General features: G+C 33.0%; 14 protein-coding genes. 5 read left to right on the forward strand and 9 right to left on the reverse strand.

What is annotated here, in order from left to right:
* Positions 1–87 precede the first annotated feature (87 nt).
* Complete coding sequence (locus tag ACFO3N_RS12565; protein ID WP_379798199.1) at positions 88–1089, forward strand: NAD-dependent epimerase/dehydratase family protein; 1002 nt, start codon at positions 88–90, stop codon at positions 1087–1089.
* Here the strand turns inward: ACFO3N_RS12565 and ACFO3N_RS12570 are convergent.
* The 3 genes from ACFO3N_RS12570 to ACFO3N_RS12580 are packed head-to-tail and all read right to left on the reverse strand — an operon-like array spanning position 1084 to position 3661.
* Positions 1084–1575 carry a DUF4296 domain-containing protein gene (locus ACFO3N_RS12570; protein WP_379798202.1) on the reverse strand — a complete coding sequence of 164 codons (492 nt, stop codon included), beginning with the start codon at positions 1573–1575 and terminating at the stop codon, positions 1084–1086. The two genes, ACFO3N_RS12565 and ACFO3N_RS12570, sit on opposite strands and share 6 nt — an antisense overlap.
* 9 nt (positions 1576–1584) lie before the next feature.
* Positions 1585–2925: a dihydroorotase gene (locus ACFO3N_RS12575; protein WP_250834992.1), complete on the reverse strand. Its 1341-nt coding sequence runs from the start codon at positions 2923–2925 to the stop codon at positions 1585–1587.
* A 10-nt stretch (positions 2926–2935) separates the two neighbouring features.
* Positions 2936–3661 (reverse strand): polyprenol monophosphomannose synthase, encoded by a 726-nt coding sequence (locus tag ACFO3N_RS12580; protein WP_095928284.1) that lies wholly within the window; start codon positions 3659–3661, stop codon positions 2936–2938.
* A 107-nt stretch (positions 3662–3768) separates the two neighbouring features.
* Here ACFO3N_RS12580 and ACFO3N_RS12585 point away from each other — a divergent pair, with 107 nt between their 5' ends.
* The 3 genes from ACFO3N_RS12585 to ACFO3N_RS12595 all read left to right on the forward strand — a co-directional run bounded on the left by ACFO3N_RS12585 (position 3769) and on the right by ACFO3N_RS12595 (position 6007).
* Positions 3769–4437: a DUF4271 domain-containing protein gene (locus ACFO3N_RS12585; protein WP_250834991.1), complete on the forward strand. Its 669-nt coding sequence runs from the start codon at positions 3769–3771 to the stop codon at positions 4435–4437.
* Between the two features lie 14 nt (positions 4438–4451).
* On the forward strand, positions 4452–5201 hold the full coding sequence (locus ACFO3N_RS12590; protein WP_109190797.1) for a uroporphyrinogen-III synthase: 750 nt from the start codon (positions 4452–4454) through the stop codon (positions 5199–5201).
* Positions 5202–5536: 335 nt separating this feature from the next.
* Positions 5537–6007: an Lrp/AsnC family transcriptional regulator gene (locus ACFO3N_RS12595; protein ID WP_111365821.1), complete on the forward strand. Its 471-nt coding sequence runs from the start codon at positions 5537–5539 to the stop codon at positions 6005–6007.
* Between the two features lie 224 nt (positions 6008–6231).
* On the opposite strand, the gene ACFO3N_RS12600 is transcribed toward ACFO3N_RS12595, so the two are convergent.
* The 3 genes from ACFO3N_RS12600 to ACFO3N_RS12610 form a co-directional block, all read right to left on the reverse strand.
* Positions 6232–6918: a zinc metallopeptidase gene (locus tag ACFO3N_RS12600; protein WP_095928287.1), complete on the reverse strand. Its 687-nt coding sequence runs from the start codon at positions 6916–6918 to the stop codon at positions 6232–6234.
* Between the two features lie 103 nt (positions 6919–7021).
* A complete protein-coding gene (locus ACFO3N_RS12605) occupies positions 7022–7651 on the reverse strand; it encodes a response regulator (RefSeq protein WP_250834990.1) in 630 nt (209 codons plus the stop codon).
* On the reverse strand, positions 7641–9653 hold the full coding sequence (locus tag ACFO3N_RS12610; RefSeq protein ID WP_379798207.1) for an ATP-binding protein: 2013 nt from the start codon (positions 9651–9653) through the stop codon (positions 7641–7643). The genes ACFO3N_RS12605 and ACFO3N_RS12610 overlap by 11 nt, the downstream gene beginning before the upstream one ends.
* A gap of 167 nt (positions 9654–9820) precedes the next feature.
* Here ACFO3N_RS12610 and ACFO3N_RS12615 point away from each other — a divergent pair, with 167 nt between their 5' ends.
* The gene (locus tag ACFO3N_RS12615) at positions 9821–10222 is read left to right on the forward strand and encodes an MmpS family transport accessory protein (RefSeq protein WP_379798210.1); all 402 of its coding nucleotides are present in this window, start codon (positions 9821–9823) and stop codon (positions 10220–10222) included.
* Positions 10223–10297: 75 nt separating this feature from the next.
* Here the strand turns inward: ACFO3N_RS12615 and ACFO3N_RS12620 are convergent, their stop codons facing one another.
* The 3 genes from ACFO3N_RS12620 to ACFO3N_RS12630 are packed head-to-tail and all read right to left on the reverse strand — an operon-like array spanning position 10298 to position 12205.
* Positions 10298–10894 (reverse strand): hypothetical protein, encoded by a 597-nt coding sequence (locus ACFO3N_RS12620; protein ID WP_379798213.1) that lies wholly within the window; start codon positions 10892–10894, stop codon positions 10298–10300.
* The gene (locus ACFO3N_RS12625; RefSeq protein ID WP_248728467.1) at positions 10881–11354 is read right to left on the reverse strand and encodes an RNA polymerase sigma factor; all 474 of its coding nucleotides are present in this window, start codon (positions 11352–11354) and stop codon (positions 10881–10883) included. Before ACFO3N_RS12625 ends, ACFO3N_RS12620 begins: the two co-directional genes overlap by 14 nt.
* Before the next feature lie 5 nt (positions 11355–11359).
* On the reverse strand, positions 11360–12205 hold the full coding sequence (locus ACFO3N_RS12630; protein ID WP_379798216.1) for an alpha/beta fold hydrolase: 846 nt from the start codon (positions 12203–12205) through the stop codon (positions 11360–11362).
* Positions 12206–12581 lie beyond the last annotated feature (376 nt).

Genomic DNA, 12581 nt, shown 5'->3' on the forward strand with positions numbered 1-12581 from the left:
ACCCTAAAGCCTCTGTTAACTGCTTTTTTTATATTGTGTTTTTATTAAATTAGGCTTGAATTTATTCAAAAGTACTATCTTTACAATATGATATTAGTAACTGGAGGAACTGGTTTAGTAGGCGCACATTTATTGCTTCATTTAATTGAAAATGGAGAAATTGTTCGGGCAATTTACAGAAGTCAAAACAAAATTGAAAAAACAAAATCGGTTTTTGATTTTTATAAAAAAGCAGATTTGTTCGAAAAAATCAATTGGGTTGAAGCCGATATTCTAGACGTACCTTCACTCGAAACTGCTTTTATCGGCATTAAACAAGTATATCATTGTGCGGCTTTTATTTCGTTTGAACCCAAAGACGAAGAAATCCTCAGAAAAACCAATATCGAAGGAACGGCCAACATGGTCAATTTTGCCATTGCCAAAGAAGTAGAAAAATTTTGCTATATCAGTTCGATTGCCGCTTTAGGCGATATTGCTCCTCACGAAACACACATTACCGAAGAAACCGATTGGAATCCTGAAAAACCACACAGCGATTACGCCATTTCTAAATATGGTGCCGAAATGGAAGTTTGGCGAGGGCATCAAGAAGGCTTAAATGTTATTATTGTAAATCCAGGAGTTATTTTAGGACCGCCAAAAATGATGGATATTTTTGATGAAGGCAGTAGTGAAATTTATCGAAAAGTTTCAAAAGGACTTTCATTCTACACACTTGGAAGCACTGGTTTTATCTCGGTTGACGATGTTGCAAAAACAAGTTTTGAATTGATGAAAAGCGAAATAAAAAACGAACGTTTCACGCTTATCTCTGACAATATTGTTTTTAAAGATCTTTTAGACACCGTTTCTGATGCTTTAAAAGCAAAAATACCACACATTCATGCAAAGCCTTTCTTAATGAATTTCTTGTGGATTACTGACGGGATATTTTCTACTTTGTTTTTTAGAAAAAGAAGCATTACAAAAGCAACAGCAAAAGCTTCGTATTCAAAAAATCTGTACAGTAATGAAAAAATAAAAACCGCTCTAGGAACGGTTTTTACAAATATTCATCAATATATTAAAGACAGTTCTAAACTATAATCGTTTTTTTCTTCTGTCTTGCATTTGCATGTGAGCTCTTTTTATAGAATCGATATTAACCTTAGGAGTTACTTTCTTCACCGAATCTTTTGAAACTTCTTGAGCTTTCTTTTTAATTTCCTTAGCTGCTTTTTTCTCATCAATTTTAGCTAAAGAATCTGCCGCTCGCTGGTTTACAGAAATCCTTTTGTTCACTTGATCAAACATGTCTTTATAATTTTCATAATCTGAAGCATAATACATGTTGTTTTGAGCAAATTGAAGACTATCTACTTTGTATTTTTTCAAAATAAATTTCGTCGGATCATTTTCTATAGAATCTAAAGACAATGGTTTCTGATATCTCATTGCTTCCAAAAGAGATAAATCATACATAATATCAATCATTTTATCTTTCTCAATAAGCTTTGCAGGCTGTTTTACAACATCCTTTTTACAGCTTATAGAAAGAAATATAACCAATATTATTACTATAAAATTCTTCATAGTTGCTTTTTATCTGTCAAACAATAATCTTTTACCTGCTCTGGTATCTTTTACTTTAAAGTTATTATAAACCAATTCACCGTTTACAAAAGTATGTGTGATTCTAGATTTAAAAGTAAAACCTTCAAATGGAGACCATCCGCATTTGTATAAAATATTTTCTGGTTTCACGCTCCAAGGCAAACTTGGATTTACGATTACCAAATCGGCATGGTATCCTTCTTTAATAAAACCTCTTTTTTCTATTTTAAAAATCTTAGCCGGATTGTGGCACATTTTCTCCACAATTTTCTCCACGCTAATTTTTCCTTGATGATGCGCTTCAAACATTGCTACAACTGCATGCTGAACAAGCGGACCTCCAGAAGGCGCATTCAAATAAGACTGCTGCTTTTCTTCTTTTGTATGAGGAGCGTGATCTGTTGCAATTACATCAATTCTTCCGTCGTTTAAGGCTTTCCAAAGTTCTGCACGATCTTCGGCAGTTTTAACCGCAGGATTCCATTTAATGAAATTCCCTTTTGTTTTATAGTCTTCGTCAGTAAACCAAAGATGGTGCACGCAAACCTCAGCGGTAATTTTTTTATCTTCTAATGGAATTTTATTCGTAAACAATTCCATTTCTTTCGCGGTTGATAGATGGAAAATATGCAATCTTGCTCCAGTTCTTTTAGCCAAAGCTACTGCTTTTGAAGAAGAAATGTAACAAGCCTCTGCACTTCTAATTAAATTGTGTGCCGTAACTGGAACATCTTCTCCATATTGCTCTTTAAAAGCAGCAAGATTATTTTTAATCGTAGTCTCGTCTTCACAATGAACTGCAATTAACATTGGAGTGCTTGAAAATATCTTTTCTAAAACAGCTTCATTATCAACCAACATATTCCCTGTAGATGAACCTAAGAAAATTTTAATTCCAGCCACATTTTTTGGATTTGTTTTTAAAACTTCTTCCAAGTTATCATTTGTTGCTCCCATCATAAACGAGTAATTCGCAAATGATTTTTGAGAAGCAATTTGGTATTTATCTTCTAAAATTTCTTGAGTAACCGCATTCGGAACTGTATTCGGCTGTTCGATAAAAGAAGTAATTCCTCCCGCAACAGCAGCACGAGATTCCGATTCGATATCTCCTTTATGCGTTAAACCTGGTTCTCTAAAATGCACTTGATCGTCTATCGCGCCGGGCATTAAATAATTTCCTTCAGCATCGATTACAATACAATCTGAAGTTTTTAATGAAATGCTATCTGCAATTTCAACAATCAGATCATTTTCAATCAAAACATCACCTTCAACAATTGTCCCTTCGTTTACAATTTTGGCATTCTTTATTAAAATCCTGTTCATTTTGGTTGGTTTATAATGAATTGACTAATTTTCTTATTCTGAGTGAAATTACTCCAAGTATTGCTTCTTTAATGATCGCATTGCTCATTTTAGAAACTCCTTTTGTTCGGTCTGTAAAAATAATTGGGACTTCGGTAATTTGAAATTTAGCACAATAAGTTCTGTACTTCATCTCGATTTGAAACGCATATCCGACAAATTTTATTTTGTTAAGATTAATTTTTTCCAAAACCTCTCTTTTATAACAAACAAAACCTGCAGTAGCATCATGAATTTTCATTCCGGTGATAAATTTCACATAAACAGATGCAAAGTAAGACATCAAAACTCGGCTTAAAGGCCAGTTCACTACATTCACCCCTGTTACATAACGAGATCCAATTGCAAGATCTGCTCCGCCGAAATGACAAGCATCATATAATTTTTCTAAATCATTTGGGTTATGCGAAAAATCGGCATCCATCTCAAAAATAAATTGATAGTCGCGCTCCAAAGCCCATTTAAAGCCATGAACATATGCAGTTCCTAATCCAGATTTTTTTGTTCTTTGCTCTAAAAAAAGTTTTCCTGGAAATTCTTCCTGTAAAGCGATCACTTTTTTAGCAGTATGATCTGGAGAATTATCATCAATAATAAGCAGATGAAAAGATTTATGTTGCGAAAGTACAGCTCTTACTATACTTTCTATGTTTTCAATTTCGTTATAAGTGGGAATTATGACAATACTATCATTCATTTTTTTCTCGGTAATTTCATCGCAAAAGTAAACTTTTTATAGCATTTGATTCATAATAAATATATAATAAAAGTATTGCATCAAAAAATTACTAATTTTGTATCGCTATGATTGAACAACTTCATCCTCGAATAATCGAAAACAAGGACTGGGCAACACTTTTATTTGTGGTGACCTTTGCCGTTGTTGCCATGACAAAATCTGCTTACGAAACAAGATTTAGTGAGTTTAGTAAACTTATTTTTTCAGATAAATACGCTAAAATTTATCGAGACAACAGCCACATGAAAAACAGCTTTACGGTTGGTTTATTTTTTGTACAAATTGTATCGTTTGCCTTTTTTATTCTGCTTACCATGAATAGTTTTGGTTATGCTTCAAAAACCGACTGGGTTCTATTTATTCAGATTGCCACTTTTTTGCTTTATTTCATTTTAGGAAAATATTTAATCGAAAAAATTGTAGCAGCTTCATTCAATATTGACGATTTTGTAGAGCTATTTAACCTCCAAAAAGTAACTTATAGGACTTATATTGGCGTTTTAATCCTTCCAATCAATGCTATTTTGTTCTATTACAACAATATTCCGCAGATTATTCCGCTAGCAATCATAGGTATTTCCCTGTGTATTAGTGTATACTCTTACTTTATTTCAATTAAAACGTATCAAAACGTAATAATCGGTAAGTTATTTTATTTTATTTTGTATCTTTGCGCTCTTGAAATAGCCCCTTATTATTTTCTCTATTATTGGATAGCAAAAGGGAGTGCTTAGTAAATATTTATAATATGAAAGTGAAAACAATTTTGGTGTCACAGCCTGAACCTAAAGTGGAGAATTCTCCTTACTTTGAGCTCCAACAAAAACACAAAATAAAAATTGATTTCAGACCATTTATTCATGTAGAAGGGGTTAGCGCAAAAGAGATTCGATTACAAAAAATCGATCTTAATCATTACACTGCGATCATTTTAACAAGTAGAAATGCTGTAGATCATTTTTTTAGAGTGGCTGATGAAATGCGTTACAAAGTTCCTGAAGGATTGAAGTATTTTTGTCAATCTGAGGCTGTTGCGTTTTACCTTCAAAAGTATGTTGTGTACAGAAAACGTAAAATTTACGTTGGAGCAAAAGATTTTGCAGATTTATCTCCGCTAATTAAGAAGTACAAAGACGAGAAGTTTTTACTTCCTGCATCTGACCAATTAAATGCAGATGCTCCTGTTACCTTGAACAGTTTAAAAGTAGATTGGGCACAAGCTATTTTCTACAGAACTGTAATGAGCGATTTATCTGATCTAGCTGACGTTTATTATGATGTTTTAGCTTTTTTCAGTCCAACAGGAATTAAATCATTGTTCAAGAATTTCCCAGATTTCAAACAAAATGATACTCGAATTGCTGTATTTGGAAGCACTACTCAGAAAGAAGCTTTAGATCATGGTTTAAGAATTGATATTCTTGCACCAACTCCTGAAACTCCTTCTATGACAATGGCTTTAGAAAAATACGTTGCCGAAGCAAACAAAGGAAAATAACCTAAGAATAAAAATATACAAATTTGAAAATCCAAATTCCAACTAATCACTGGGATTTGGATTTTTTGTTTTTAGGATTTTCACGATTTGTCCTGTGGCTGAAACCAAGGGTCATATTTTAAATTTTGGGATTGGAGATTTGGGATCTATTCTATACGTCTCCCGTGATTGAAACCAAGGGTTATATTTGAAATTTGGACTCGAGCGGTAGCGAACAGGTGAAGCAATTTGGAATTTAGAATTTGATTTTTGGAATTTTCTTTTGTTCTGCATTTTAATTACATTTGATTTCTATTCAAAACCCAAATCACAAAAATAGTTTCAAATTGTAAGTTATGAAAATCAACTCCCTCTTAATTGAAATTGACGGAATCGACAAAGAAATTCTTCGTTATCTTATGGATGACGCTAGAAAACCGATTTTGCAAATCGCTAATAAAATCGGAATTTCTGGAGCCGCAATTCACCAGAGATTAAAAAAACTGGAACAATCGGGCGTAATCTCTGGTTCTAAATTCACTGTAAATCCAAAAGTTCTGGGTTACAACACAATGGCATTTGTTGGAGTTTATTTGGATAAAGCTTCAAGAAACTCAGAAGCCGTAAAAGAACTTAGAAAAATACCCGAAGTTTTAGAATGCCATTATACCACAGGAAACTGGTCGGTTCTGATTAAAATTATCTGTCGAGACAACGAACATTTAATGCAACTTTTAAATAACAAAATCCAAGCAATTGAAGGGGTTTCCAGAACAGAGACTTTTATCTCGCTAGATCAGCAGATTGATAGACAGATACAGCTTTAGAATTAGATAATGTGTCAATTTGATAATTAGATAATTCTTGAAAACGAATAATATCCTACTGTAATCCTGAGCGAAGTGGAAGGCTTAATTAGACATAAGGGCTTCGACTTCGCTCAGCCTGACAATTGATCAAAGAGTCATTATAAAACAAAACCCGACAGATTTTAAAAATCTGTCGGGTTTGTTATAAATTATCTAATTGACTAATTATCTCAATTAACTAATTAGTTTCTTCTGCTTCCAGAATAAATCGATATATAGTACAACAACGTTGCGATTGAACCAATTGCCGCGACTACATAAGTTCTTGCTGCCCATTTTAAAGCATCTTTTGCTCCAGCCTGCTCTTCTTGCGTAAGCATATGTTTGTTTTCTAGCCAAGCCAAAGCACGATTACTTGCATCGTATTCTACCGGAAGCGTAATAACCGAGAACAAAGTCGTTGCAGCAAAAATGATGATTCCGATTAATAATAATCCAGGAAAAACTTTAATCATAAGAATTCCTGCAATTAAAATCCATTGTACATAATTTGAAGCAACGCTTACAATAGGCACTAACTTAGAACGCATAGTCAGCCATTCGTAACCAATAGCATGCTGTACAGCGTGACCGCACTCGTGTGCTGCAACGGCCGCTGCAGCCGCATTACGATGGTTGTAAACTGCTTCACTTAAATTTACTGTTTTATCTGAAGGATTATAATGATCTGTTAACTGACCTGGTGTCGAAATAACACGAACATCTGTAATTCCGTTATCGGCAAGCATTTTTTCAGCAATTTCTCTTCCGCTCATTCCGTTTCTTAATTGCAACTTCGAATACAATTCAAATTTACTTTTCAGCTGCGAGCTTACCAGCCAGCTGAACAGCATGATAGCTCCAGCAATAATTAAATATCCTGATCCCATTTTTTTTATGTTTTTAGATTGATTTTTAAATTTACAAAACAAACTGCAAATTGCGAACCATTTTAACAAAATGTCATTTTGACATTATTTTACCATTTTTGACCTAATTCAACATGTTGTTTTTAAGCAGAAAAGCAATTAATTCTGCCACATTTTTCATTTTATATTTCTGAAGAATATTGCGTCGATGTGTTTGAACGGTTAAAAAACTCAAAAATAAATCATCGGCTATTTCTTGAGTCGATTTTCCTTGCGAAAGCAGTAATGCAATATCTCTTTCTCTTCGACTCAAACCTGGAATTCGTTCCAAATCTTCAGACAAAGGCTGACTGATTATCGTTTTTACTTCTTCACTAAAAACAATTTCGCCCTCAATTGCTTTGTAAATACAGTTTTTAAATTCATCAAAAGAAGCATTTTTAAGAATATATCCGTTTCCTCCATTCTGGATAAACTGCATAACCAAACTTCTTTCAGATTGGCTACTCATGCCTATAATTACAATTTTAGGATGCTTTTGCTTGATTGTTTTGCACAGATCTACTCCATTTATTACAGGTAGAAAAATATCCATTAAAATCAAATCCACTTTATTGTCTTCTATATAATCTAAAAGCGCAATTCCCGATTCGAATTTTTCTACAATTTCTATATTATCTAACTCCGAAAGTAAGCCCGCAATTCCAGAAATCACAATTGGATGGTCGTCTACTATTACCGTTTTATACTTCATAATCATGATTTGGGTTATATTTTAATTCGATATAAGTTGAAGTCCCTTTATCAAGGACAGAATCAATTTCTAATTTTCCGTTTAAAAAAGCCACGCGGTTTTTAATATTTCGCAAGCCCATTCCATCTCTTTTTTCTGCATACTCCACATTAAAACCAACTCCATTATCTTCAACTGTTATAAAAAATACGTCTTTATTTTGAGAGCAAGAAACTAAAATCTGCGAAGCTTTTGCATATTTTAAAGCATTATTTAAAAGTTCTTGAATAATCCTGAAAATCATTATTTTAAAATGCTGCGGTAAAGTTGTTTTTTTAATCAAATACTGAAATTCGATTGCTGTCTCTGGTGTTGAATGTGATGCACACAAATCTCTCAGCGCATGTTCGAGCCCTAATTTCATTAAACTTTCAGGCATTAAATTCTGAGAAATATTGCGAAGTTCTTTTATCGAATCGTTCAGCATTCCGTTTATATTAGAAACGTTTTCATTGTTTTCACGTTCCGCAAGATTCAAATGAATTTTTAATCCAGAAAGCATACTTCCGAGTCCGTCATGCAAATCTCTTGCGATTCTTTTTCGTTCGATTTCTTCTCCCTCAATCAAGGCATTTGAAACGGATAATTTCTGCTGATTCTCTAATGCTTCAAGTTCTTGCTTATGATTGACTTCTTTTTGAAAACTGATCTTTTTCTGATAATTATTCCAACTCCACAAAAATAAAACAGTCAAAAACAGCACAAACGAAAGCACTGCAAAAAGCATCATATTCAAGCGATTATTATTAACCTGCAAAACCGCTTTTTCATTTTCAGATTGCAACAAACCAATTTTCTTTTCGCTTTCTGCTTTTTTATATTTGGCTTCAAGCTCTACAATTTCATTTTTCAGTTTTGCATCATTTAGACTATCATTAATTACATTGTATTTATTTGAATAATAATAGGCTTTCGGATATTCTTTGGTCGCGTTATAAACTTTTGACAATTCTTTATAATAGTTTTTCTTGTCTACAATAAAAGGAGTATTTTTTATTAAATATTCTAAATTGCTTTTGGCCTTATCATAATTTTTAAGTTTAAAGAGCACTTCATATTCTGCAAACTTCAATCTGTTTACCGCTATAGCATTATGATGCTTTTCTGCCGATTTAATTCCTTTATCAAAACTTTGCAATGCCTCATTATGCTTATTTTGTTTCGCATAATAAAGTCCTTCCGAATAAAAATAAGAATCATTTAGATTAGATTCTGGGTATTTTTCTAATGTTGCATAAGCTTTCTCCAGAATTTCTTTAGCATCATAAAAATGCTTCAGCTCAACTAAATTTTCTGCATTTATAATATACGTCTCCATCTTAGACTCTGCTAAAGTTGCCGATTTTTTCGTAGCACTTTCAATATATTTCTGCGCTTGATCTAGGTATTCTGCCGCTTTTTCGCGTTCATCATTATTCATAAAAATAATGGCAACGGCTTTATTTAAAGCACTTATCAATTCATAATCACCACTTTTTTTCGCAATAGGAATCGCTTCGTTGACTAGCAATTTCATATAAGCATTTTCATTATTTTTCCTTTGCTGCATAATGCCGTAGTTCTGAAGTATCACGGCACGAAGTTTATAGGCTTCTTTATTACGATACTTTTTAAGTTTCGCGTTTGCATCTAGTAAAGCTTTTTCAAAGCCCTCCAAATCGCCTTTTTCTATAAAGCTGTACGCATTATAAAAAATAGAAGCATCTTTTAAAAAAGGAAATTTAACTTTTAGACGATTCGCTTGATCCAAGTATTCCTTTGATTTTTCTGCATCTTGGGCCATTAAAAATAGTTTTGACAATCTGAAACTATTCAAACTTTTGACACTGTCGGATTTTGTGTTTTTTGTGATTTTAACAATACTGTCAATATAAACCGTATCATCATCTAACGAAAGAATTACTTGCGAACTGGAAATTGCAGTGAAAAATAAAAAAAAGAATAAGGCGTAGAGTTTCTTCATAAATGTGGCATTTACTCAAAGTTATTAAAGCTTAACGACTTTCAAAAAAAAATCACTTGCTTTTACCTGATATCAGGTAATAAAAAATACATTTTATCAGGTATTGCCGTCCGTAGGATAAGCGTCTAACTTTGTTAAGTTATGAATTTTAATTAAAGAATTTTATTATGAAATCAATTTTGAAAACCTTAGCAATTGTAATGACTCTTGCTTTTTCAGCAGTTTCTTGCAGCAGCGATAATGATGATAATGGTTCAGGAAGTGCATCAAGAGATGTTAAATATGAAATAACTGGAAATTATACAGGAACAGCTTCAGTTACTTATTTTGAAAAAGGAGGTAACGCATTAAATGAAGATATGACCAAACTTCCTTGGACTAAAGAATTTACTGCTGAAGCAAAATCTCTGGGAGCATCATTAAGCGCAAGTGGATACGGTGGAGTTGCTGGACAAACCTTAACTGGAAAACTTTACATTGGAGGAAAATTAGAGAATGAATTGACTGCAACAGCAAATAGCGACGGAATAATTGTATTATCTCTTACACCGTACGTTTTTCCTCTTTAAAAATTAGTTTAGAATTTAGATTTAAGTTTTTGGTAAAAAGAAAGCTTCGTAAGATTTTACGAAGCTTCTTTTTTTTTATGATTTTAATTGATTATTGACTTCTTCAAACTTTTCAATTAAAGCATTTATTTTTTCCTGCTGTTTTTTAATTTGTTTTGGACGAATGTAAAACCAATTGAACAACATCCAAAGCAAAGTAACTCCGTAGGCTAAACTCGCTCCTAAAGCACTCATTCTACTAGCGTATTCGTACATATACAAACAAATTCCAAGTGTTAGTACTATAAAGTAAAAACTCATCATTTTGGTTTGCAAAAACTGTTGCTTCTTTTTTATCGAAATCAGTTTTTGAAGGTATTCCTGATTGGCCTGTGTAGTATCTATGTTTTTATAATCGCCCATTAACTTATTATAGACAAACACATAAAGGACCATAGCAAGAATGGTAAGCACAATTCCGATTTTAGTCGAAACAAATTGTGGCTGATAATATATCCAAATAAAAACAATAAAAACACTTGTTACCGAAAGCAAAATATTGATCATCCATAAACTGCGTAAAGCCGCTTTTTTAAATTTACTTAATCGCGCCAGCAAATCGGTTAGGTCTGGCTGACTTACGGATTGTTTTTTCCATAAATCTTTAAAATCTATATTATTATCGTTGTTCATTTTCTTTAAATTTTTGAGTCAGTTTTTCTTTGATTCTATGGATTTTCACTCTAACATTGGCTTCAGAAAGTCCGACAATTTTTGCAATTTCATTTTGTTTAATGTCTTCCAATTCTAATGAAATAATAATACGATCGGTTTCGGGAAGCTCAGCAATACATTTATACAAGAATTGAATCTGAGGTTCTATAGAATGTTGTTTTTCTTCTGAAAGATGAATAGGAAGTTCTGATTTCGGAAAACGTTTTTGTTTTTCTATCTGCCTTAGACAGTTATTGGAAGCTATTCTAAAAATCCAAGTTCCAATAGCCGATTCGTTTCTAAAGGTTTCCAGCTTTTGCCAAACAATTATAAAAGTTTCCTGGGTCAAATCCTGAGCGGCATCATAATCATTCACGAAACCCATACAGAGCCTGAAAATTCGATCCCAATACATTTTGTAGATTTGTTCAAATTCCATTCTTTCTATTTTAAAAAAGTGCTTAATTGCTCTAAGTACCAAGCTGTATCATCGTACATAATAAAATGCAGTCCATTTGTAGCGTACTGAAAATTGGCCGTTTTCAAATTTTTATACTGATCTTCTATAGCTGGTTTTAAATTTATAAAATAAGATTCTAATAAAATTAAAGTTGGGCATTTAATCTGTGCAATTCTTTCTCTTAAATCAATATTGTAAAAATCACAATACATTTGCCCAAAAGTTGTTCTGTCTGATTTTACACTCCAATCTACAACCATATCCAGCTTAGACGCATCAGCCAAAAGTCTTGGCATGGTCTTTTTTTGCATATCATAAAACTGATCATTGGTCATTCCTGTCATCTGATTTACCATCGAAGAACAATCGTTATTCATTTTTGATTTAAAATTAGGGTCGCTTAAAGCCGCCAAACAAGGAAGCGCATCTACTACTACAATTTTACTGATCAAATCAGGATAATCTGCTGCAATGGCAAGCGCTATCCCACCGCCCATACTATGGCCAATTAAGATGGGTTTTTCAATATTATTTTCTTTGATATAACTGGCAATTCCATTCTTCCAGTTTTCAAATGAAGCATTCGGCTGTGGCTTTCTTCCAGCAAAACCAGCCATTGTAAGTGTATAACAGGTAAATTGATTTTCGAATGTAGCTCTGGTTTCATTCCAAACATCTCCAGACGATGCAAAACCAGGAATAAATATAATAGACTGATTTCCATTTCCGGTTTTTAAAACTTCAAACGGAAATTGTTTCGTTTGCGCAAAAACATTTAAACATAATGCTGAGAATAAGAATGCGATAATTAAGATGATATACTTTTTCATTTTTAATAGTTTTAAGTTGTTAATTAAATCGGATCCATGCTTTTGATACGACAACTATTAAAATGTTACAACTTAATTTAAAATTTCAATGAAAAAATTCCAAATTCCAACATTGGTGCGGGTTTTTAACCGCGAAGTGCGCGAAGGTTTACGCAAAGAACGCAAGGTTTTTTCTACAACAGACTTTACGCATTGTAAGTCTGAGCGAAGTTGAAGACCACGCAAGAAGCTCCGTAAAGTAAATCGCCAATCTTTGTAGAGTTACTTATGTGGTCTTCGACTTCGCTCAGACTGACAAACTGCGCGCATGTGTGTTTTTTAACCGCAAAGTGCACGAAGATTTACGCAAAGGACGCAAGGTTTTTTTTGCTCGCAA

The organism is Flavobacterium chungangensis (assembly GCF_042654045.1).
GTDB classification, from domain to species: domain Bacteria; phylum Bacteroidota; class Bacteroidia; order Flavobacteriales; family Flavobacteriaceae; genus Flavobacterium; species Flavobacterium chungangensis.